This is a genomic window from Streptococcus mitis, from assembly GCF_009496205.1.
Classification (GTDB): Bacteria; Bacillota; Bacilli; order Lactobacillales; family Streptococcaceae; genus Streptococcus; species Streptococcus mitis_BN.
On the sequence record NZ_WIJO01000018.1, the window covers coordinates 1 to 23129 of the forward strand.

Sequence of the window (23129 nt, forward strand, 5' to 3'; positions counted from 1 at the left end):
ATTATAGACTATATCGATTACTACAACAACAAACGAATTAAGGTAAAACTAAAAGGACTTAGCCCTGTACAATACAGAACTAAATCCTTCGGATAAATTAATTGTCTAACTTTTTGGGGTCAGTACAATATCAGGTGTTTAAAAAACGTTGATAGGATGCCTTTTATCATAAATTAGATTAACTTTTTTTCAATTGAGTGTTTACCTAGCTTTTTGATAGGTTTCACGCTAGAAGTTTTACAAATTCTTTCTCTTCTTGGCATTTTTGGTCAGGGAAACCTGGTAAGTATCCTGTTCTCTAGTGAGGTAATGGATGATTTGAAAGTCGTTGGTTTGAGCCTTGAAATCCACTTCATAGACAGTGGTGACTTGTTCTCCATCATTACTGGTATCAATCGAGATAAGATCTAACTCAGTACAGAATTGTGATAGCCCAGATTGGATAGTTTGGAGTTGCTTTTCTTGGTTCGCAATTGTGATGGTCAATAGTCTGCGACGTTGGTGATTGCTCTTGCTTTGTTGCTTTTCTAAAAGAAGCCATACTGCTAAGATAAAGACGGTGAAGAGAACAGCTAAGACTAGGTAGCCTGTCCCTGCTGCCAGCCCGATAATCATAGCAAGAAAGATAGCAATTAGTTCCCGTGAGCCACTGGTGGCTGAACGGAAACGAATGAGGCTAAAGGTTCCTGCAACAGCGATAGAGGTTCCTAAGCTGCCATTTACCAGAAAGATGACCAAGGTCATCAAGCAGGGGAGTAGGGTCAAACTAACAGCAAATTCCCGTGTATAGAGGGTACGGTGTTTGTAAGCCCAGGTCAGCGCCAAACCTAAAATCAGGCTGACCAATAGAGCCAGAAAGAGCTGGATAGGGTCTGCAGTGGCAGTTGTGTCGTTGAAAATAGAGTTGAAAAGATTAGACATAAGTAGTACCTACACTTTCTGTGCTTGGTCGTGGGCTATAGTCCAGCCCTTGAGACTTGTGGTAGGCGCAGCTGTATTTTGAAAATTTCTGCTCTACCAGTCCATATTGGTCGAGAATATCTTGTAGCCATTGGGGTTTTCTACCAGGTGCTTTAATTTCCATGATGACAATGTCCTCGTTTAGTAGAGGGAAACCGTCCTTTCCTGAAAATAAACTGACATTATTATCACGATAGGTTAGATTTTGGTCAATGGTGATACGAATTTTATTGTAGGGAAATCCGCTAATTTCTTTCTTTTCCTTGAGAGAAAAACGGTCGTAGTAAATATACATACGAGGGACAATTGCTTGCTGATATTCCTCTTGGAGTTGCTGAATTTTTTCAATCATCATTCGGTCCTTGATACTGCTATCCAGCTGTCCCTTGGTCATAAACTGGGTGATAGACTGGGGAGTCGATAAGAGACGATGTTTTCGTCCGACACCAGCTCTATCCTTAGATTTGATTTCTAAAAATACCTGACTATCAGGCTGGACTTGACTGAGATAGGTTCGCATCCGAATCTTTTCTTTGCGCTTAGTACCTTGGCCATCCTCCTGAATCATATCAAATTGCTCTGTATCAAAGTAGATGTTGGAAATGGTCGAAGTTGGATAATCATCCTCGACGAGGTATATTTTTAAGTCCTCTATTAAATTAGCCAAGTCAGCTTTAGCAACGACATATTTGGTTTCAATTCGTTTAAAGCTTGTTTTAATTGGTTTCATAAATCCTGTCTCCTTTATCAAACTATTTCAGTACACTATCTTATTAGCAGATAGGTGTGTCTGGGCAAGTTGAACTTGCTTGTAATTAGTCTATGGAATTTTCCTAAAACTTTTGTTAAAGATAACTTAATTGAAACTGAACTTAAGAAAACTTTCAGAAAAAGTTTAGATTTTTTTCAGACTTCCCCTGTAAACTAAGCTCAAGCTAAAGGAAGGCGAGGAAAAAGGTATGAAATCAAAAAAATGGACCCTAATCTTAACCAGTGTAACAGCTTTGACCTTGATGACAGCTTGTGGGCAGTCAACGACTAAGTCAAGTACAACTGCAGCGGCAGATACTACTGCCATCACAACTTCAGCTAAAAACAGTCAATCTTCTTATTTTACAGAAAAGGACTATGATACTTCTTATGATGAAAGCACAGCCTCTAAGATTGAGCTATCAGGCTCATCTGCCAGTGTCTCTGGAGACGGTGTGACAGTTTCTGGCTCAACGGTGACCATCTCAAAAGCAGGTACCTATGTGATTTCAGGTCAGTCTGACGGAGTGCAGATCAAGGTAGAGGCAGATAAGTCTGATGATGTGAAACTTGTCCTAAAAGGCGCGACCATGACCAATACCAATGCAGCGATTTCTGCGACATCAGCCGGTCATGTCTATTTGACTCTGTCAGAGGGAACCACCAACAGTCTCTCTGACTCAAGCTCTAACAGTGATGAAAAGGCAAATGCCGCTCTCTTTTCTAAGGTTGATTTGACCATCAATGGCTCAGGTACTCTTACTGTAGATGGCAAGAAGAACAATGGTATCAAGGCTAACGACACTCTTCACATTACGGGTGGAACCTATAACATCACATCAGTTGGCGATGCCTTTAATGTCAATGATGAACTTAATGTCACTGGTGCGACCATGACCATCGATGCCAAGGAAGATGGTGTTAAAGTTGATAATGATGACGATATGACTGTCGGAAATATGTATTTGGCGAACAATACCATAACAGTCACAGCAGGGGATGATGGCATTCACGCTTCTGGCAACCTAGTGATTGATAGCGGTACTTACACAGTCAAGAATTCGACTGAAGGAATTGAAGGAAAAGGCATTACGATCAATGGTGGTGATATCAATGTCTACTCGACAGATGATGGTGTGAATGCAGCTAATAAAAATGCCCAGCAAAGTGATATTTACTTTACCATGACAGGTGGCAATCTAACTGTTGAAGTCGGTCAAGGGGACACAGATCCAATTGACTCAAACGGAAATATAACGGTCACAGGTGGAACTATTAAATTAATAGGACAATCAGGCTTTGACTTTGATGGAACAGCAACTTACACAGGTGGGGATATTTACATTAACGGCGAAAAACAAACTGATATTGTCAATTCTATGCCTGGAGGCGGTGGACCAAATGGAGGACCTCAAGGAAATGGTGGTCCTGGCGGTCCAGCCCCTGGTGGACAAGGATAAACAAAAAAGGATAGCATTCAATTAGAATGGCTATCTTTTTATATGGGTGATAAATTGATATGTTACGAGGGATTTTATAATCGTAGCTTTCAAAGGCTAAATTGTTCAGTCATCCGTTTTTGTTTACTTAAATTTCTTGAATTTTAAGAAGGTATTGAGTAGTTTTCCCTTAAATGTTTTGTTTTGGTAGGCGATTGTGAGGGAATTGAAAAATTCAACTGCTAGGTGTTCTTGGTGACCGAGATCCATCTAGCTTGGGGTTGCTTCTGGGGAAAAGACGCCTAATTTGATGCGGAGTCCACCTTTTTTCATCTTGAACTGATGCATACCATACATCTTGATATCAAGGCTTGTATCGGACATGAGAGTAGCAGTATCACCTGCCATAGAAATTTTTGTATCGGCATCCGGAACGCCTGTTTTTTCAGTATCTAGACTGATAAAGATTTTTTGATAAGTTGGTTGACCGTACTCTCCAATCAACTCCTCACTTCCTGTCCACCGTGAACTCCAGCAAATACAAAATGTTCAGGGTGAATTTTAAAAGGAAGTGCTTGGTCACCCATTTTATTTAGTCCTTGGTTGAAGGCGAAGAAATCTCTCAAAGTAAATTCATCCACGTAAGCAGCTTGTAGGTTACGTCCCTTAACCGAATTCTTAGAAATGCCATGCCGCATTTGGTCTGATTCTGCTAGACGGTCAGCGTAGAGTTCGAGGATTTTTTGACTTCCAAGGGCTAATTTGGTTTCAATTAGGTCTTGAAAATTTCTTAGTCTGTTTCATATAAAAATGAGTAAAATGAATTCCCATTACCAAGGTCATTAGAGTTGCGATAACAATGACGATGGTTGGATTAGCCGAGAAAAGTAGAGGGAAAATAGGCCTTTAAAAAGTGGACAGAAAAGACCATTTCGGAGTATAGAGAGGAAGTTCAAAAACATTTTTAGAAATAAGACATGTGCATTATAAACATCAGATACGAATCTGGTGCTTTATTTTTTAAAGAATTTCAACTTTTTTCTTGACAAGTGAGTAAACACTCACTATAATAGGCCTATATTCAGTAAGTGAGTAAACACTCACCTAGGAGGAAGCATATGAAAAAATTGCTACATTTACAAGATTTGGATAAGTCTTTTTGTCGTCAAATGGTTTTGAATCATGTCAGCTTTGAATTGCAGCCGGGAGAAATTATAGGCTTAATAGGTCCGTCTGGTGCTGGTAAATCGACTATGATTAAGACTATGTTAGGGATGGAAAAAGCTAACGGAGGGGTTGCTTTGGTATTGGATCATACTATGCCCAATCGTCATATTTTAGGAGATATTGGTTATATGGCCCAGTCAGATGCCTTATATGAGGCTTTGTCAGGTCAAGAAAATCTGGAATTTTTTGGTCAGCTAAAAGGGCTATCCAAAAGAGATCTGACAGCTGAAATTGCCCATGTGGCTCAAGTTGTGGATCTGACAGAGCATTTGAATAAAACGGTATTCGGTTATTCTGGAGGAATGAAGCGACGCTTGTCTTTAGCCATCGCGCTTCTGGGGAATCCTCAGCTCTTGATTTTGGACGAACCGACAGTTGGAATCGACCCTTCTCTTCGGAAGAAAATCTGGAAAGAATTATTCGCGCTTAGAGACAATGGGGTTGGGATATTAGTTACTACCCATGTTATGGATGAAGCAGAGTTAACGGATAAGGTCGGCTTATTATTAGGTGGAAAAATCATTGCTTTTGATACACCGCAACACTTAAAAGAAAGTTATCAAGTTTCAAGTATTGAAGAAGTATTTTTGAAAGCAGAAGGAGAGTAAGATGAGAACCATTGCTATTGCTAAAAAAGTTATCAAAGAATTGCTTCGTGACAAACGAACCTTGGCTATGATGTTTGTAGCGCCGGTATTTATTATGTGGCTGATGAACCTCATGTTTTCAGCTAGTACAACCGTGAATGTCAAGTTAGCGACACAAGATCTACCAACTGGTTTGATAACGAAAATGGATGAGCTTGATCATGTGGACATCGAGACTTATCAAGACTTAGATCAGGCCAAAGAAGCGCTAGCAAATGAAAAAGTCGATGCTGTGATTTCTTATAAAGACGGTGAGTATCAGGTCGACTACGCAAATACAGATGCCTCCAAGACATCTATGATACGACAAGTGTTACGAACAAGTATCGCCAGTGAAGGCACCGATCAGTTACTATCTCGTATCAAACAAGCTCTTCCACAATTGAAATTAGATGCAAAGGCGCCTGAAATCAAAGAATTTTACCAATATGGAGATAAAAATACTGGATTCTTTGCACGTATGATTCCAATTTTAATTGGCTTTGTGGTCTTCTTCTTTGTCTTTTTGATTTCTGGTATGGCACTTTTGAAAGAGCGCACAAGTGGAACCTTGGATCGCTTGTTAGCAACCCCAGTGAAACGTTCTGAAATCGTCTATGGCTATATGTTGTCTTACGGTATTATTGCGATTTTTCAAACGGCAGTTGTCGTTTTAGCAGCAATTTGGCTACTAGATGTAGAAGTTGTAGGAAATATTTTAAATGTTATAATAGTTAATGTGGTACTGGCTCTTGTAGCACTAGCTTTTGGAATTCTCTTGTCTACTCTAGCAAAATCAGAATTCCAAATGATGCAATTTATTCCTCTCGTGATTATGCCTCAACTCTTTTTCTCAGGGATTATTCCATTGTCATCCATGGGAGCATGGGCTCCAACTGTGGGGAAATTTTTGCCATTAACCTATTCTGGTGATGCAATAAGCCAGATTATTCTTTACGGACACAATCTTGGTGATATTTTGCCAAATCTTGGTGTTTTAATGATTTTCTTGATCATTTTAACAATTCTCAATATTGTTGGATTGCGTCGTTATCGTAAAGTTTAGAAATCAACATAAATAATGCTAAAAAGGTGTGAAGATTAGATGGATAAGACTGTTTTTGAATCGTTTGAAGATTACTTAGAAGAAGCGAATTACCCTCAAGGAAAGAAAAAAATCATGCAGGCAGCAGTGGATCTCATATCAACTAGGAGTTACCATGGGACCTCAACTCTTCACATAGCTGAGCGTGCTGGACTAAGCCAGGCAACTTTGTTTAAGTATTTTAAGACGAAGGATGATCTATTGACGGCTATTTTACATCCTGCAGTCCCAGGCATTTTCGGTAGTTTTGTTGAGGAACTCTTAGCTTTTGAAACGACAGAAGAGAGGGTTCGTTATCTCGTCCACGATCGTATGAGCTATCTCAAAAAAAATCGTGCTTTGATGAAAATCATTCTGCAGGAGAGTTTTTCAAATAAAAAACTAAAAAATGAACAGATTTTTATCTGGAATGCTATTCAAGATAAACTTCGAGTGCTTCATAAAGAATTGCTAGCAGATCCACGTGTAAATACAGAGTTAACGATTCCTCAAATGGTTCGTATTTGTGTTGGTCCATTGTTGGCTTACTTCGCTCAACTTTATATCGTTAGCGACAACGGAGAAATAAAGGAAGAGGACCTAGACTTATTAGAAAAACAGATTTTAGGTGGTTTGTGGAAATAAGGGAGTTCTAGAAGAGCTAAGATTTATTTACTTGACTTTCAAACAAGCTAAAAAAGACATGTTCTGCTTATTTCAGATTCATGTCTTTTTTGTTGTTGGATTTTGTATTCTTCATAAGTCCTCAATCGCTTTGCCAAAACAGAAACCGACTTCTCCAGCGGTGCAACGATTTCTCAAGTGTATGGAAGAGGAGATTTCTGGATTGCTAAATTCAACTCCTTGACACTGAGTCAGCTTTTGATACAATAGTACAAAATCAGAGGGGGTGGGTTATGATTCAGAAACATGTAATTCCCATTTTAGAGTTTGATGATAATCCTCAGGCGGTCATTATGCCAAATCACGAGAAACTGGACTTGCACTTGCCCAAGAAGTGTGTCTATGCTTTTTTAGAAGAGAAGATTGACCGTTATGCGAGGGAAGTAGGGGCGGACTGTGTCGGAGAATTCATTTCTGCCACCAAGACCTATCCAGTCTATGTCGTGAACTACAAGGGTGAGGAAATTTGTCTGGCCCAGGCGCCTGTCGGTTCGGCTCCAGCGGCCCAGTTTATGGATTGGTTGATTGGCTATGGTGTGGAGCAGATTATCTCTACTGGTACCTGTGGTGTGCTGGCTGATATAGAAGAAAATGCCTTTCTAGTCCCTGTTCGCGCTCTGCGAGATGAAGGAGCTAGTTATCACTATGTGGCACCTTCTCGTTATATGGAAATTCAGCCAGAGGCTATTGCTGCTATTGAGCGAGTGTTGGAAGCCAGAGGGATTCCCTATGAAGAAGTCATGACCTGGACGACAGACGGTTTTTACCGAGAAACGGCTGAAAAGGTGGCTTATCGCAAGGAAGAAGGCTGTGCTGTTGTGGAGATGGAGTGTTCTGCGCTTGCGGCAGTAGCCCAACTGCGTGGGGTTCTCTGGGGTGAATTGTTGTTCACAGCTGATTCCTTAGCAGACTTGGACCAGTACGATAGTCGTGACTGGGGTTCAGAAGCTTTCGAGAAGGCCTTGGAACTCTGCCTTGAGATTGCCTTTCAGATCTAGCTACTCTTCTTCTTTTTATGGTACAATGGATGTATGTTATTCAAATTATTTGTGAAAAAACTTGAAAGGGTCTTTGGCGGACTTTCGCCTGCTCGTCGCATTTTTTTAAGTTTCGCTGGAGTTATTTTTATAGGCTCTCTTCTTTTGAGTCTGCCTTTTGTTCAGGCAAATGGTTCTCAGGCCACTTATTTTGACCATCTCTTTACGACGGTGTCCATGGTCTGTGTAACTGGCCTTTTTACGCAACCAGTGGCTACTACCTATAATGTCTGGGGGCAGTTGATTTGTATGTTCTTGATACAGATTGGTGGTCTGGGGCTCATGACTTTTATCGGGGTCTTTTATATTCAGGGGAAGCAAAAGCTCAGTCTTCGCAGTCGTGAAACCATTCAGGAGAGCTTCAGTTACGGGGAGACTCGGTCGCTGAAGGCCTTTATGCACTCCATCTTTTTGACGACTTTTCTGGTGGAGGGTTTGGGAGCTTTTCTTCTTAGTTTTCGTTTTATTCCTGAGTTCGGCTGGGGACGAGGCATTTTTACCTCTATCTTTTTAGCCATTTCAGCCTTTTGTAATGCTGGTTTTGATAATTTCGGCAGTAGCAGTTTAGTGGCTTTTCAGACGGATCCCTTAATCAATCTGGTCATTGCTGGCTTGATTATCACGGGTGGTCTCGGCTTTATGGTCTGGTTTGACTTGGCAACCCAGTTTGACAAGAAGAAAAAACGCCGTCTACGTTTCCACACCAAGCTGGTTCTCTTCTTAACTGCAGGGATTTTGCTGTTTGGGACAGTATCTACACTCTTTACGGAATGGCACAATCCAGGAACCATTGGCAATCTCAGTGTTCCAGAGAAAGTGCTGGTTAGTTTTTTCCAAACTGTCAGTATGAGAACAGCTGGTTTTGCTTCTATTGATTACACCCAAGCTCGGCCTGTTACCTTGTTTATCTATATCTTACAGATGTTTCTCGGTGGGGCGCCAGGCGGGACCGCTGGGGGGCTCAAGATTACGACTTTCTTTGTCTTATTGGTTTTTGCGCGTAGTGAATTGCTGGGTTTACCTCATGCCAATGTTGCGCAGAGAACTATTGAGGCTCGAACAGTTCAAAAATCCTTTAGTGTCTTCATTATCTTTTTGATGACCTTCTTGTTAGGCTTGATGTTGTTGGGAATTACGGCAGAAGGAACACCGCGATTTATCTACCTCATGTTTGAGACCATTTCAGCTCTTGCGACAGTTGGGGTAACGGCAAATCTGACGCCAGAATTGGGCAAGTTAGCTCTTAGCATTGTCATGGTGCTCATGTTTATTGGCCGTATCGGTCCCTTGACCTTGCTGGTTAGTCTAGCTGACTACCAGCCTGATAAGAAAGATTTGATTCAGTATATGAAAGCAGATATTAGTATTGGATAAGAAAGGAAGAATGATGTCAGATCGTACGATTGGAATTTTAGGTTTGGGGATTTTCGGGAGTAGTGTCCTGACGGCCCTAGCCAAGCAAAATATGAATATTATTGCCATTGACGACCACGCCGAGCGTATCAATCAATTTGAGCCAGTTTTGGCGCGTGGAGTTGTTGGCGATATCACAGATGAGGACCTCCTCAGAACTGCAGGAATTGATACCTGTGATACGGTTGTAGTGGCAACAGGGGAAAATCTGGAGTCGAGTGTGCTTGCAGTTATGCATTGTAAGAGTCTAGGTGTACCAAGGGTTATTGCCAAGGTCAAAAGCCAGACAGCTAAGAAGGTGCTAGAAAAAATCGGTGCTGACTCGGTGATTTCACCTGAGTATGAAATGGGGCAGTCTCTAGCGCAGACCATTCTCTTTCATAACAATGTAGATGTCTTTCAGCTGGATAAAAATGTGTCTATCGTAGAGATGAAAATTCCGAGTGTTTGGGCAGGTCAAAGCCTGAGCCAGCTAGATCTACGTGGCAAATACAACCTCAATGTCCTAGGATTTCGTGAACAAGAAAATTCACCGCTAGATGTCCAGTTTGGTCCCAATGATCTCTTGAGGGCAGATGCCTATATCTTGGCGGTCATTAACAACCAATATCTAGATGATTTGGCAGAGTTAAATTCCTAAGGAGGGAAATTCCCTCTTTTTTAATGTTCAAGATAGGAAATAGAGAGACCTGTATTCCAATTGAGACTAGAACCTCTTGCATTCTAGTAAAAGTCCTTCAAAAACTGGACTTTATGGTAAAATAGAAAGAAGTGACAAGAGAGTAAGAAAAAATCAGTCCCCTAAAGGAGTAGATTATGAAGTTATTGTCTATCGCCATTCCTAGCTATAATGCCGCAGCCTATCTTCATTACTGTGTGGAGTCGCTAGTGATTGGTGGTGAGCAAGTTGAGATTTTGATTATCAATGATGGGTCTCAGGACCAGACTCAGGAAATCGCTGAGCGTTTAGCCAGCAAGTATCCTAGCATCGTTAGAGCCATCTATCAGGAAAATAAGGGCCATGGCGGTGCTGTCAATCGAGGCTTGGCAGAGGCTTCTGGTCGTTATTTTAAAGTAGTTGATAGTGATGACTGGGTGGATCCTCGTGCTTACCTAAAGATTCTTGAAACCTTGCAGGAACTAGAGAATGAGGGTCAGGGAGTTGATGCCTTTGTGACCAATTTTGTCTATGAAAAGGAAGGCCAGTCTCGTAAGAAGAGTATGAGTTATGAGTCAGTCTTGCCTGTCCAACAGATTTTTGGCTGGGACCAGGTCGGAAATTTCTCCAAAGGCCAGTATATCATGATGCACTCGCTGATTTACCGGACAGATTTGTTGCGAGCGAGTCAGTTCCAATTGCCTGAGCATACTTTTTATGTCGATAATCTCTTTGTCTTTACCCCCCTTCAGCAGGTCAAGACAATGTACTATCTGCCTGTCGACTTCTATCGTTATTTGATTGGGCGTGAGGACCAGTCTGTCAATGAGCAAGTGATGATTAAGCGAATTGATCAACAACTCAAGGTCAATCGACTCTTGGTAGACCAGCTTGATTTATCCCAAGTGAGTCATCCAAAAATGCGAGAATATCTGTTGAATCATATTGAGATTACGACAGTGATTTCCAGTGCCCTGCTCAACCGAGCAGGCACAGCAGAGCATCTGGCCAAAAAACGGGAGCTGTGGATCTATATTCAGCAGGAAAATCCAGAGGTCTTTCAGGCTATTCGGAAGACCATGCTCAGCCGTTTGACCAAACATTCGGTCTTGCCAGCTCGCAAACTGTCCAATGTCGTCTATCAAATCACCAAATCTGTTTATGGATTTAATTAATATAAGTATTTTATAAGAGGGATTTAAGAAAAATTTTAACTTTTTCTTAATCCTTTTTAATTTTAGGAGATTATACTAGAGTCATCAAATAAAGAAAAACTCTAAGGAGAATCCTATGAAATTCAATCCAAATCAAAGATATACTCGTTGGTCTATTCGCCGTCTCAGTGTCGGTGTTGCCTCAGTTGTTGTAGCCAGTGGCGTCTTTGTCCTAGTTGGTCAGCCAAGTTCTGTACGTGCCGATGTGGTCAATCCGACCCCTGCTCAAGTTGTGCCAGACGCTGCTTCGGTGAGTGAAAAGAGTTACTTACCAGTAGAACTTCTCAAAGAAGCAGTTGATACAGCTCTCCCTTCAGAACAGGTAGACTCAACACCTAAAGCAAGCTTGGATGCTACAAGCTCTCCAGAAAAAGTGAATGTAGCTGATAAAGACCAAGTGGTAGCGCCAAAAGAAGAAGTGCAAGCAAAACCAGAATCTAAGAAAGAAACAGAAGATGCGGTTAAACCTGCAACAAATCCTGCTCCTACAGTTTCTGGACAAGACCGTGAAGTAAATGAAGCTCAACCAGCAACCACCCCAGCTGAAGTTCAAAAAGGTGTGGCCGACAACACTAAAGACACAGTAGATGTGCCAGCTACTTACTTGGACAAAGCGAACTTCCCAGGCCCATTCACAGCTGGTGTCAACCAAGTCATCCCATACGAATTCTTCGCCGGTGACGGTATGTTGACTCGTCTGATTTTGAAAGCTTCAGACAAGGCTCCATGGTCAGACAATGGTTCAGCTAAAAATCCAGCTCTTCCACCAGTAGAAAAATTGGGCAAAGGCCTTTACTTCTATGAAGTAGACTTGGCAGGAACTCAAGGCAAATCAGATAAAGATCTTCTTGACCTCTTGAAACAAAACGGCACTCAAAGTTACAAAGCAACTATCAAAGTGTACGGTGCGAAAGATGGTAAGGCTGATTTGACAAATCTCGTAGCGACAAAAGATTTGACAGTAAACTTGAATGGACATCAGTCTCTTACTCCGATGCAATCAGGCTTCGTCCCATCTTCTAATGGTTCAGCTATGTCGGCTCCAATGATGAATAGTCATCAAGATGCGTCTAAGATGAACGCTCAAATGCCAAGTGTCAATCAAGATGAGATGAAATCTCAAATGCCAGCTACTAGCCAGGATAAGATGATGCCTAACAAAGAGCAGGATAAAACCATGGATGCTAGCCAGCCAATGGCAACACCAAGCATGAAACAAGATCAAGCTCCAGCAGCCTCAAGCAAAATGTCTGATGAAGGCAAGATGGTAGCTAATAACAAGGTGTCAAGTCCAATGATGGCTGATCAAATGAAAGAGCAAAAAGACATGCTTCCATATACTGGTGAAGCTCAAACATCAATGGCTACTATTGGATTCTTTGGACTCGCCTTGGCTGGACTGCTAGGTGGCCTCGGTTTGAAAGCTAAAAAAGAGGAAAATGACTAGTCTAACTACAGACTTTCTATCTAGGATTTGAAAAATCCAGATAGCGATTAGAATGTTCGTAAAGTGATTAAAATAGTGTTATACTATTGTGGTATAGCACTGTTTTTTTCAAAGGAGAGACAGATGGGAAAGACAATTTTACTCGTTGACGACGAGGTAGAAATCACAGATATTCATCAACGCTATCTGGTTCAGGCAGGGTATCAGGTTTTGGTGGCTCATGATGGAGTAGAGGCCTTGGAAATCTTCAAGCGAAAACTGATTGATTTGATTATTACAGATATCATGATGCCTCGGATGGATGGTTATGATTTGATTAGCGAAGTCCAGTATCAATCTCCGGATCAGCCTTTTCTCTTTATCACAGCTAAGACTAGTGAGCAGGACAAGATTTATGGCCTGAGTTTAGGGGCAGATGACTTTATTGCCAAGCCCTTTAGCCCACGTGAGCTGGTTTTGCGTGTCCACAATATCTTGCGTCGCCTTCATCGTGGAGGTGAGACAGAGGTCGTCAGTCTCGGGGATTTACGGATGAATCACGGTAGCCATGAGGTCCAAGTTGGAGATGTGGCGCTTGATTTGACAGTCAAATCCTTCGAACTTCTATGGCTTTTAGCCAGCAATCCAGAGCGGGTTTTCTCTAAGACAGACCTCTATGAAAAGGTCTGGCAAGAAGACTATGTGGATGATACCAATACCTTGAATGTTCATATTCATGCTCTTAGACAGGAGTTGGCTAAACATGCCAGTGCAGAAACGCCTACCATCAAAACTGTCTGGGGCTTGGGCTACAAAATTGAGAAAGCACGAGGTAGTTAATGAAATTAAAAAGTTATATTTTAGTGGGGTATATCATTTCAACACTCCTAACGATTATCGTGGTTTTTTGGGCCATCCAGCGCATGTTAATTGAGCAAAGAGAGATTTATTTCCTGATTGGCATGACTTTAATCGCAAGTTTTGTCGGTGCTGGGATTAGTCTCTTTCTCCTATCGCCAGTCTTTACATCATTGGCCAAACTTAAGGAACATGCCAAGCGAGTAGCGGACAAGGACTTTCCTTCAAGTCTGGAGGTTCAAGGTCCTGTAGAATTTCAACAATTAGGCCAAGCTTTCAATGAAATGTCCCATGATTTGCAGGCGACCTTTGATTCATTAGAAGAAAGCGAACGAGAAAAGGGATTGATGATTGCTCAGCTATCGCATGATATCAAGACCCCCATCACTTCAATCCAAGCGACGGTAGAAGGGATTTTGGATGGGGTTATCAAGGAAGGAGAACAGGACCATTATCTAGCAACCATTGGGCGTCAGACTGAAAGACTCAATAAACTGGTTGAGGAGTTGAATTTTTTGACCCTAAATACAGCTAGAAATCAGGTAGGAACTACCAGCAAAGACAGCATTTTTCTGGATCAGCTCTTGATTGAGTGTATGAGTGAATTTCAATTCTTAATTGAGCAGGAGGAGCGAGATGTCCACTTGCAGGTGATCCCAGAATCTGCCCGGATTGAGGGAGATTATGCCAAACTTTCTCGCATCTTGGTGAATCTGGTCAATAACGCTTTTAAATACTCAGCTCCAGGAACCAAGTTGGAAGTGGTAGCTAAGCTGGAGAAGAACCAGCTTTCAATCAGTGTGACCGATGAGGGGCAGGGAATTGCCCCAGAGGATTTGGAGAAGATTTTCAAACGCCTTTATCGTGTCGAAACTTCGCGTAATATGAAAACAGGTGGACATGGCTTAGGGCTTGCGATTGCGCGTGAATTGGCCCATCAATTAGGTGGAGAAATCACAGTTACCAGCCAGTACGGCCTCGGAAGCACCTTTACCCTCCTTCTCAACCTCTCTGGCAGTGAAAATAAAGCTTAAAACCCCTTTACAAATCTAGCCATTCATGGTAAAATGGATTTTGTGCGAAATATCAGCAGGAAAGCATGAAGCTCGTCAACAGGTGTCTTATGATAAGTAACCTTGGCTGTTTAGGCGAAGGGCATCTGCACGAATCAGGGCTTTCTAAGTGACTATTTCCACCGAAATATTATTTATATCAGGAGGACATTCACATGTCACGTTATACAGGACCATCTTGGAAACAAGCTCGTCGCCTTGGCCTTTCACTTACAGGTACAGGTAAAGAATTGGCACGTCGTAACTACGTACCAGGACAACACGGACCAAACAACCGTTCTAAATTGTCAGAATACGGTTTGCAATTGGCTGAAAAACAAAAACTTCGTTTCACTTACGGTGTAGGTGAAAAACAATTCCGTAACTTGTTCGTACAAGCTACAAAAATCAAAGGCGGAATCCTAGGTTTCAACTTCATGCTTCTTTTGGAACGTCGTTTGGATAACGTTGTTTACCGTCTTGGCCTTGCGACTACTCGTCGTCAAGCTCGTCAATTCGTAAACCACGGTCACATCCTTGTTGACGGAAAACGCGTTGATATCCCATCATACCGCGTAACTCCAGGTCAAGTGATCTCAGTTCGTGAGAAATCATTGAAAGTTCCAGCAATCCTTGAAGCAGTAGAAGCTACTCTTGGACGTCCAGCATTCGTATCATTCGACGCTGAAAAATTGGAAGGTTCATTGACTCGCTTGCCAGAACGCGACGAAATCAACCCAGAAATCAACGAAGCACTTGTCGTTGAATTCTACAACAAAATGCTTTAATTTTAAGATATATCTTACAGAAAGCCTACAACAGTGGGCTTTTTGCTTTGTCTTAAAAAATAGAATACCTCCTAGTCGTGAAGGAGGATAAGAAAAAAGGCTCTTTGTCAACTGTAGTGGGTTAACGAAAAGTTATACCCTAGAGAGGACCGAATTGGTTCTCTCCTTTTTGATATTCAAAGCGAGGAAAATTCTAGTTTTAAAATTGTCAAAATTTCGAAAGCCAAAAGCATTTCGCTTGATGACTTTGACTTGGTTTCGGACCTGTCTGGAATAGCGCAGAAAGTGATTGCAAATCGTCACTTGTGTCCGCCCATCTAAGATAGTTATAGTCTTTCTTGAATCAAAATCCCTGTGCAATGAAACTCATCTTTCCCTCCTTTCAGCACTGTATTCAGAAATATAAGATTAAAGTGATTGGCCACTACTTTTCAAATCATAAGATTGAAGGATTAACCATTATCGATGAATTCGGTATTAGTTTTTCCTATGAAAAGGATAATTCCATTGTGAAGCGAAATTTCACCCTATGCTATGAACTAGGTTATTTTGTTCTTAACCATAACGGTACATGTTTTACGGAATCTGTCGACAATCAGGAAAGTTTGCTAGCACGTGATGCAAATATTTTTTCTGCCGTAGTGTTAATGCCGGATATTGCTTTATTATCTAAAATTTACTACAGTTGTGATAGTTTTTAGGGAGAACAAGAAAGTTTAGAGGTTTCAAAGCAAGCCCTTTATTTTCGTTGGTTAGATTCACTACGATTGTATTTCCTAAATGAAAAAGACAAAATTAGACAAGCAATTGAAGAGTATGAAGGACAACAAAATACTTCAATACATAATCTATTTCATAATAAAAAAGAACAATTAATTGAAGAGTTCAATCAATATAGTCTGTCTTTAAAGACTCAAATCCAAGATCGTATTGTTAATCATGGGGTTGTTTCTAGTCAAGAACTACCTGATTTACTTGATCAGAACAAATGGACAGAGCTTAAAGAATGTATCGATAATTTAATAATTTGGTTGATTTATATTAAAGGAAATCAATTGCTTATGCTTGGGATAGTACAAAGTTTTCAGAACAAGATGCGAGAAGAAAAGCAGAACTACAATTACTATTAATGTGATGTATGACTAATGTATTAATTAAAAGGAATACTTTATCTTTGTCAATAAGGCTCGATATTTAAAGTTTAATAAAGTTTATAATTAGAAACGTTCTATTTGGCATTCCATGATATAATAGAAATAAATTTAAAAAGAATGTGAGAAAATATGGCTGCTTTAAAAGATTTAATTGACCAAATACAAGATATTGATCTTAGACAAAAAATAAATGAAGAAGTTTATAAACTTTCAAAACAAAAAAAATTTGGTCTTGTATTTGAAGATCACATGCCTGAGTGTACACCACTACATGATATTTCAATTGAAGTTGGGAAAAAAGTAGCATTAAATAATAAAAAAATTACAGATATTTATGTAGTAAAAAATATCAAAGATAATATAGCAGAATGTATAAATTTAGTAACAAAAGAGAACCGAGAGTTAAAAGTTAAAGAATTAACTTGTATTGCAGAATTCGGAGATTCAATATACCCTTATTTAAGGCCTATCGATGTAATAGAGAATGCTCCCGACAGTAGTTTGTGGCACACTCTTATTGAAGCAGACAATTACCATGCACTTCAGTTGTTAAGATATTTATATGCCGGGAAAGTTGATTGTATATATATTGATCCTCCATATAATACAGGAGCAAAAGACTGGAAATATAATAATGATTATGTAGATAGCAAAGATTCTTATCGTCATAGTAAGTGGCTTTCTATGATGGAGAAACGTTTAAAGTTAGCAAAACAATTGCTTAATCCTAAAGATTCTGTATTAATTGTAACTATTGATGAGAAAGAGTATTTACACTTGGGATGTTTACTTGAAGAAATATTTTCAGGGTCTAAAATACAAATGGTGACGGATGTTATAAATCCAAAAGGGGTTGCAAGAGATTTTGGATTTTCCCGTGTTGAAGAATATATTTTCTTTGTATATATAAAAGATTCTAAAGTAGTCCCTAATAATCAAGATATGCTTAATAAAACCCTTGATAAACCAATAGAAGTTAGATGGGCAAGTTTACAAAGATCGGGATCAAATAGTAGAAGACATGAGTCGCCAACTCTTTTTTATCCAATTTTCTTTAATAAAAAAGATCATAAATTTCATTCTACTGGGGAATCATTAACGCTCGATAAGAAAAGAAGTGATGTGACCCCTCCGGAAGGCACATATGCAATTTTCCCATTAGGGAAAAAAAATGATGAGAGAACATGGCAATTATCTCAGGAAACTTTAAAAGAAAGAATGCAGAAAGGTTATGTGAAATTTGGTAAATATAATCCCAAAACACAAAAAAGATCAATTTCTTATCTTTCGAGAGGAATATTAAAAAAAATTGAGGATGGAAAAATCAGTGTTTCTGGTATGGATAGTGAAGGTGCTGTGATCTTAGGCAAGACCAATGAGATTAGACCAATGTCTGTATGGAATCAATCTTCTCATAGTGCAAGTGAGAATGGTTCTACTCTCATTCAACAAATATTAGGTGATAAACGTTTCACCTATCCAAAATCTTTGTACTCTACATTAGATGCAATACGTTTTTTCACTGCAAAAAAACCTAATGCACTAATTCTTGATTTCTTTGCGGGATCTGGTACGACTTTACATGCGATTAATTTACTTAATTCTATAGACGGAGGGAACCGTCGCTGTATTTTAGTTACAAACAATGAAGTATCAGAATCAGAAGCGAAAAAATTGACGAATAGTGGATTTAAGCCAGGTGATATTGAATGGGAAAAACTTGGTATAGCTCAACATGTAACATGGCCAAGGACAGTTTGCTCAATTCAAGGAACCGACATAAATGGGGAGCCTTTACAAGGTTCATATTTGGGAAGTGAACTTGAATATTCCAATGGTTTTGAGTCCAATGTCGCATATCTAAAACTTGGTTTTTTGGATAAAGATTCTGTGGCATTGGGGAGACAATTTAGTGAATTACTACCAGTGCTATGGATGAAGACAGGTTGTATAGGTGCTTGTCCTGCATTGATTGAAAAATCGCTTCCATCAATGTTAATCCTATCTAAGAATGGCTTTGCAGTACTTATTGATGAAAAGCAATTTTCATATTTTGTTGATAAAGTAAATACAGATATAAATATACAAACTGTCTTTATCGTAACAGACTCTGATACTGGATATAGGGAGATGTCCTTACAACTTAAAGTAAAAACAACGTATCAATTGTATAAAGACTATCTTGACAATTTTCGAATTAATACAGGCAGGTAAATAAATGAAATTAAATTTGTTCTCGTTTCAACAGAAAGCACTTAATAATCTACGTATGAGTGTTGAAGAAGCTAGAGGCTCATATCAAAGAACTCATATTCCTCAAGTAATATCTTTTACTGCTCCAACAGGAGCAGGGAAAACGATAGTTATGGCTGCATTAATAGAGGATATTTATTGTGGAAATGGAATATATGTAGATCAACCTGAGGCTATATTTGTTTGGCTATCTGACTCACCAGACTTGAATGAACAATCAAAATTAAAAATTGACATAAAAGCTGATAGAATTGCAATAGGAACTACAGTTACTATTACTGACGAGGATTTTGATAATGAAGTATTGGAAGATGGTCATATTTATTTCCTAAATACACAAAAACTATCTAGAAGTAGCAATTTAACCAAAAAAAGTGATAAGCGTCAGTATACTATCTGGGAAACATTACAAAATACTATTAACAAGAAAGTAAATCAACTTTATTTTATTATTGATGAAGCTCACCGAGGAATGCAAGGAGTAGAAGCTGGCAAAGCTACTACTATCATGCAAAAATTCCTCAAAGGAAGTGAGAATGATGGAATTGATCCAATGCCACTTGTAATTGGCATGTCAGCAACAATAGAAAGATTCAATAACTTAGTAAAAGGGACAACTTCTACTATTCATAATGTACTCATAACTGCTGATGAAGTTCGGGCCTCTGGCCTCTTGAAAGATAGAATTGTCATTTCTTATTCAGAAGAGTCTTCTGTAAGTAAGGATATGGCTGTATTACAAGCGGCAACTGATGATTGGAAAACTAAATGTGATCATTGGTACCAATATTGTTATGAGCAACATTATGCACAGGTCAACCCGATATTTGTCGTGCAAGTTGAAAATGGGAATAGCGAATGTATTTCTAAGACAGATTTAGATACTTGTTTAAAAAATATACAAGATAGAACTGGAATAAAATTTTTAAGAGGAGAAGTTGTTCATACTTTTGGGCAAACAGAATCAACATTAACTATTGCTGGACTAGAAGTCGCATTTATAGAGCCTTCTCGTATTTCAGATGATAAGAAGATTAAAGTTGTCTTCTTTAAAGAAAATTTATCGACGGGATGGGATTGCCCGAGAGCTGAAACCATGATGAGTTTCAGATCAGCAAAGGATTCTACTTATATAGCGCAACTTTTAGGTCGAATGGTGAGAACTCCAATGCAAATGCATATACAGGTTGATGATACACTAAATGATGTTCATCTTTACCTACCCTATTTTGATAAAGTATCAGTGAATAATGTCATTGAAGATTTGCAAGCAACAGAAGGTGGAAATATTCCGACTGATATTACAGGTGAAAATATAAGTAATAGAAATTTGGTTACACTTACTGTACGTCCAAAATCTGGAATTAATGAGCAAGATGAGATTCCTGATGGTCAAATGACCGTCTTTGATAATGTTGACGATTCAATTACTAAAGCAACTGGTACTTTGATTGTAGGAAATGGTAAAGAGCAAAGTCAATTAGAGTCAACTAGGTTGAATAACATCAATATAAATACTAACTTTAATAATGATGTCAATAGGATTGATTCGCGGGAGAAAACAATATTAGCACATGAATATTCACCATCTGACAATGAAAGTACAGAAAAATATGAAGTTGATTTAGATTTTGACCGTGAAGCTATTGTTAAAGAGATTAATGAATCTGGTTTACTGACGTACAATGTTCGAAACGTACGAATTAACGACTATTTGAAATCTCTATATAGTATAGGAAGATTATTAGTACAATCAGGACTTGATAAAAAAGCAACTGAAACTATTCAAAATGAAATTATTAATAAAATTCGTTTGTATATCGAAAATTTACAAAAAGAAGGGATCTATGATAGTCTTTTAGAGGAAGCAAGAGAATTTAAACTTGGTACACAAATTTTTGATGCGTTTGGAGAAGTAGTTGAAAATGAATCTAATTTATTTACTAGTTCTTTTATATCGACTGATATTGATATAGATCGTCAATTTAGATTGGCAGAAGCAAGACTAGGTAATGAGGGGATTGGAAATATTTATCTTAATACATACTTTAAAAAGGACCATATTAATAACCTCAAAATAGACGTAATTCTTTTTGCAACAGATAGTGATTGTATCACAAATTTAAACGTATATGCTAAAGAAACATTTCATAAATTAAATGATATTTGGCGTAGGCATATTCCAAAACTTAATGAAAAATTACGTAGGCAATATGAACGTATAGTCTCTGATGGAGATGTAGTAAGTAAACATAATTTTCGTCTTCCAGAGACCATAACTGTTTCTATAAATGAAGAAGGTAAAAAATATAGCAATCATTTGTTTGTTAATGATAACGGATATACTACTATTAAGTTAAATAGTTGGGAAGAAGTGGTTCTTAGGGAGGAGTTTGAGAGGGATGATTTTATTTGTTGGATTAGAAACTCACCAAGAGCATCATGGGCACTTTGTATCCCTTATGAATTGAATGGGGAAAAAAAGCCAATGTATCCTGACTTTATAATTGTTCGAAGAGATAAAAATTTCGATGATAGTTTAATTATTGATTTATTAGAACCTCATAACCCTGAGTATAAAGATAACCTTCCAAAAGCAAAAGGATTGGCAGAATATGCAAGACAAAATCCAGGTGTTGGTCGTATAGAACTTATACGAGAAGGGCAAGATGCAGCAGGTGTTAGAAGATTTAAGAGACTTGATATGTCTAAAATGGGTATTCGTGATAAAGTAACGCAAGCACAAACTGATGAAGAACTCATGCATATATTTGATACAGATGGAACATACGGTAGAACTGAAAGTTAATACTATTAAGTGAATTTAAACCAAATATTGATATACAAGCTAAGACAATTATAAAATTAATAACATTTGCGTTTCGTGAATTATTTTTTCTATTTAACTTTTAGATTGTAGTTCTCTTTTGAGAGGTAAAAAGAAGCATGACTCTCCCACAGCTCTAAGGCTTTTTGGGCGGGAAAATCATGCTTCTTTCTTGACTAAATTATACATTTTATTGATTTTAAAATCAAATAAAGGTGACCCACCGCCTCCACAGCAAGCTACTTCATGGGCGTTAGACCACCTTTACCTGACCTTCATTATAACTCAAAAAAAATTCTAGTACAAGTATAATCCGAGGTTAGCAATTATAAAAATAGAGGTGTCCTACCTCCTACCGCAGAATAATCTATTTCAAGAGGAGATGGAAAACCTCTATTCGTTAATTTAATTATAACCTAAAAAACTTTTAAATACAAGAATATTGTGGAGTCAAGTAAAAGCCAGTTATGGTATAATTCAGATAAAACAATGACTGTATAGCAAAGAGCTTGAACCAAGGGCAGGAGGTAAGTTATGAAATTATGGAATTTTTTAAGACAAAACGTGAAACTTGTGCTTAAAGACGGCTCAATCATTTCAGGTTTTGTCCAAGAATACTGTAACAAAGATGACAACGATGAGGAGATTGACTCAATCGGATTGGATGTCGACGGTACTCTTTATGAGTATTTTGAGGATGAAATCCTTAGTATTTCAGTAGCATAGTGCTTATAACATGTGAAAGGGCTAAGAATGAGTAAACAACTTTGGAACTACCTACGTTCAAGAGTTCAGGTAGTAACTAGTGACGGTAAAGTCATAAAAGGTTTTGTCACAGATTTTATTGACGAAATGGACAATGATGAGCAAGATGAAATCACTATCCTCATTGACAATCCTAGCCCTGATGAACCAACTGAGATTTCTCTCTTTGAGACTGAAATCAGTACTATTCAAGAGGTAAAATAAAAAGCACCTATGACAGGTGCAATTTACTTGCTTACTGAACTCATCAATTTTAGTCCCCTTTTTGTTACCCTTTATGTTTTCTCAGCTTATTTAAATTTAATAGTTTTTGAGAAAATCAAGTTAGATTTAGAGCAGGCTTAGGCCTACTTTTCTCTATCTAAATCTAGCAAGATAACAAAATGCTTTAATTTTAAGAAATATCTTACAGAAAGCCTACAACAGTGGGCTTTTTGCTTTGTCTTAAAACGTTGATTTCTGGGTTTGTTTAGAGATTTGCTAGTAAGGTTATTTGTGTATCTAAGTCTATCTATTCCAAGAATTAAGCGATGTTGATGATATAAATCTGGTGTGATATAATATTTTGGCCCCTCACTTTAATGAAGGGAGGTGTTATGTATGCTAGAGTTACTTTCCCTTTTTCTAGCTCCGTTACTTGTTAACGTACTATCTGAGCTTTTCAAGCTATGGATAAAGAGACGTAGCAAGTAGCATTTAACCCTTTTAGAGGGTAGCAAAAAACCCCATCGGTGGCACGGTGGGGCTTTTTAGTTATATATGCTAGAAGCATTATTTTCCCTTTATGCTTTTATTCTAACACACATCCCCTGATATTTCAAGCCTTTGTTTTTATATTCCTCAGAGTGTGTTTGTGGTTTGAGTTCGATTCACTGAAATTAGCACACGCGCTACCAAGTTCCATTCTACAGCAA

General features: G+C 38.7%; 23 protein-coding genes and 2 pseudogenes. 20 read left to right on the forward strand and 5 right to left on the reverse strand.

Annotated features, from left to right (window positions below):
- Positions 1-96: IS3 family transposase (locus GEZ85_RS04395; protein ID WP_142289629.1), on the forward strand; the 96-nt coding region annotated here is incomplete at its 5' end.
- Positions 97-237: 141 nt separating this feature from the next.
- Here the strand turns inward: GEZ85_RS04395 and GEZ85_RS04400 are convergent.
- Positions 238-921, reverse strand: coding sequence for a DUF4956 domain-containing protein (locus GEZ85_RS04400; RefSeq protein WP_070479489.1), 684 nt, complete (start codon positions 919-921; stop codon positions 238-240).
- Entirely contained in the window at positions 914-1690 is a 777-nt protein-coding gene (locus GEZ85_RS04405; protein WP_070479491.1) for a polyphosphate polymerase domain-containing protein, read from the reverse strand. The genes GEZ85_RS04400 and GEZ85_RS04405 overlap by 8 nt, the downstream gene beginning before the upstream one ends.
- Before the next feature lie 229 nt (positions 1691-1919).
- Here GEZ85_RS04405 and GEZ85_RS04410 point away from each other — a divergent pair, with 229 nt between their 5' ends.
- Positions 1920-3170, forward strand: coding sequence for a carbohydrate-binding domain-containing protein (locus GEZ85_RS04410; RefSeq protein ID WP_153209621.1), 1251 nt, complete (start codon positions 1920-1922; stop codon positions 3168-3170).
- Positions 3171-3419: 249 nt separating this feature from the next.
- On the opposite strand, the gene GEZ85_RS04415 is transcribed toward GEZ85_RS04410, so the two are convergent.
- Both GEZ85_RS04415 and GEZ85_RS04420 read right to left on the reverse strand, forming a co-directional pair.
- Positions 3420-3653 (reverse strand): hypothetical protein, encoded by a 234-nt coding sequence (locus tag GEZ85_RS04415; protein WP_000578911.1) that lies wholly within the window; start codon positions 3651-3653, stop codon positions 3420-3422.
- Entirely contained in the window at positions 3650-3847 is a 198-nt protein-coding gene (locus tag GEZ85_RS04420; protein WP_153209622.1) for a hypothetical protein, read from the reverse strand. The genes GEZ85_RS04415 and GEZ85_RS04420 overlap by 4 nt, the downstream gene beginning before the upstream one ends.
- A gap of 420 nt (positions 3848-4267) precedes the next feature.
- On the opposite strand from GEZ85_RS04420, the gene GEZ85_RS04430 reads away from it, so the two are divergent.
- The 12 genes and pseudogenes from GEZ85_RS04430 to rpsD all read left to right on the forward strand — a co-directional run bounded on the left by GEZ85_RS04430 (position 4268) and on the right by rpsD (position 15216).
- Positions 4268-4984, forward strand: coding sequence for an ABC transporter ATP-binding protein (locus tag GEZ85_RS04430; RefSeq protein ID WP_084926001.1), 717 nt, complete (start codon positions 4268-4270; stop codon positions 4982-4984).
- A 1-nt stretch (position 4985) separates the two neighbouring features.
- Positions 4986-6068 carry an ABC transporter permease gene (locus GEZ85_RS04435; RefSeq protein ID WP_064275792.1) on the forward strand — a complete coding sequence of 361 codons (1083 nt, stop codon included), beginning with the start codon at positions 4986-4988 and terminating at the stop codon, positions 6066-6068.
- 39 nt (positions 6069-6107) lie between these two features.
- Positions 6108-6731: a TetR/AcrR family transcriptional regulator gene (locus GEZ85_RS04440; RefSeq protein WP_153209623.1), complete on the forward strand. Its 624-nt coding sequence runs from the start codon at positions 6108-6110 to the stop codon at positions 6729-6731.
- 272 nt (positions 6732-7003) lie between these two features.
- Positions 7004-7768: a nucleoside phosphorylase gene (locus GEZ85_RS04445; protein WP_153209624.1), complete on the forward strand. Its 765-nt coding sequence runs from the start codon at positions 7004-7006 to the stop codon at positions 7766-7768.
- Between the two features lie 33 nt (positions 7769-7801).
- Positions 7802-9181 carry a TrkH family potassium uptake protein gene (locus GEZ85_RS04450; protein WP_153209625.1) on the forward strand — a complete coding sequence of 460 codons (1380 nt, stop codon included), beginning with the start codon at positions 7802-7804 and terminating at the stop codon, positions 9179-9181.
- Positions 9182-9194: 13 nt separating this feature from the next.
- Positions 9195-9860 (forward strand): potassium channel family protein, encoded by a 666-nt coding sequence (locus tag GEZ85_RS04455; RefSeq protein WP_125393821.1) that lies wholly within the window; start codon positions 9195-9197, stop codon positions 9858-9860.
- 176 nt (positions 9861-10036) lie between these two features.
- Positions 10037-11053, forward strand: a complete 1017-nt coding sequence (locus GEZ85_RS04460) for a glycosyltransferase family 2 protein (protein WP_153209626.1) — start codon at positions 10037-10039, stop codon at positions 11051-11053.
- A gap of 115 nt (positions 11054-11168) precedes the next feature.
- A pseudogene (locus GEZ85_RS10620) lies at positions 11169-11342 on the forward strand (YSIRK-type signal peptide-containing protein); the annotation flags it as partial.
- Between the two features lie 123 nt (positions 11343-11465).
- Positions 11466-12539, forward strand: coding sequence for an SSURE domain-containing protein (locus GEZ85_RS04465; protein ID WP_474104138.1), 1074 nt, complete (start codon positions 11466-11468; stop codon positions 12537-12539).
- Between the two features lie 123 nt (positions 12540-12662).
- Positions 12663-13358 (forward strand): response regulator transcription factor, encoded by a 696-nt coding sequence (locus tag GEZ85_RS04470; protein WP_153209628.1) that lies wholly within the window; start codon positions 12663-12665, stop codon positions 13356-13358.
- Complete coding sequence (locus tag GEZ85_RS04475) at positions 13358-14410, forward strand: sensor histidine kinase (protein ID WP_153209629.1); 1053 nt, start codon at positions 13358-13360, stop codon at positions 14408-14410. The genes GEZ85_RS04470 and GEZ85_RS04475 overlap by 1 nt, the downstream gene beginning before the upstream one ends.
- A 194-nt stretch (positions 14411-14604) precedes the next feature.
- Positions 14605-15216 (forward strand): 30S ribosomal protein S4, encoded by a 612-nt coding sequence (gene rpsD, locus GEZ85_RS04480; RefSeq protein ID WP_000092756.1) that lies wholly within the window; start codon positions 14605-14607, stop codon positions 15214-15216.
- A gap of 132 nt (positions 15217-15348) precedes the next feature.
- Here rpsD and GEZ85_RS04485 read toward each other — a convergent pair.
- Positions 15349-15474 (reverse strand): annotated as a pseudogene (locus GEZ85_RS04485) (transposase); the annotation flags it as partial.
- A 101-nt stretch (positions 15475-15575) separates the two neighbouring features.
- Between GEZ85_RS04485 and GEZ85_RS10310 the strand changes: the two are divergent.
- The 6 genes from GEZ85_RS10310 (at position 15576) to GEZ85_RS04510 (ending at position 22419) form a co-directional block, all read left to right on the forward strand.
- Positions 15576-15917: an ImmA/IrrE family metallo-endopeptidase gene (locus GEZ85_RS10310; RefSeq protein WP_228112198.1), complete on the forward strand. Its 342-nt coding sequence runs from the start codon at positions 15576-15578 to the stop codon at positions 15915-15917.
- A 66-nt stretch (positions 15918-15983) separates the two neighbouring features.
- Positions 15984-16346 (forward strand): hypothetical protein, encoded by a 363-nt coding sequence (locus GEZ85_RS10315; protein WP_228112199.1) that lies wholly within the window; start codon positions 15984-15986, stop codon positions 16344-16346.
- A 153-nt stretch (positions 16347-16499) separates the two neighbouring features.
- On the forward strand, positions 16500-18584 hold the full coding sequence (locus tag GEZ85_RS04495; protein WP_153209630.1) for a site-specific DNA-methyltransferase: 2085 nt from the start codon (positions 16500-16502) through the stop codon (positions 18582-18584).
- 4 nt (positions 18585-18588) lie between these two features.
- Positions 18589-21432, forward strand: a complete 2844-nt coding sequence (locus GEZ85_RS04500) for a DEAD/DEAH box helicase (protein ID WP_153209631.1) — start codon at positions 18589-18591, stop codon at positions 21430-21432.
- 552 nt (positions 21433-21984) lie between these two features.
- Positions 21985-22176, forward strand: coding sequence for a hypothetical protein (locus GEZ85_RS04505; RefSeq protein WP_153209632.1), 192 nt, complete (start codon positions 21985-21987; stop codon positions 22174-22176).
- A 27-nt stretch (positions 22177-22203) separates the two neighbouring features.
- Positions 22204-22419 (forward strand): hypothetical protein, encoded by a 216-nt coding sequence (locus tag GEZ85_RS04510; protein WP_088847271.1) that lies wholly within the window; start codon positions 22204-22206, stop codon positions 22417-22419.
- Positions 22420-23129: the final 710 nt, after the last annotated feature.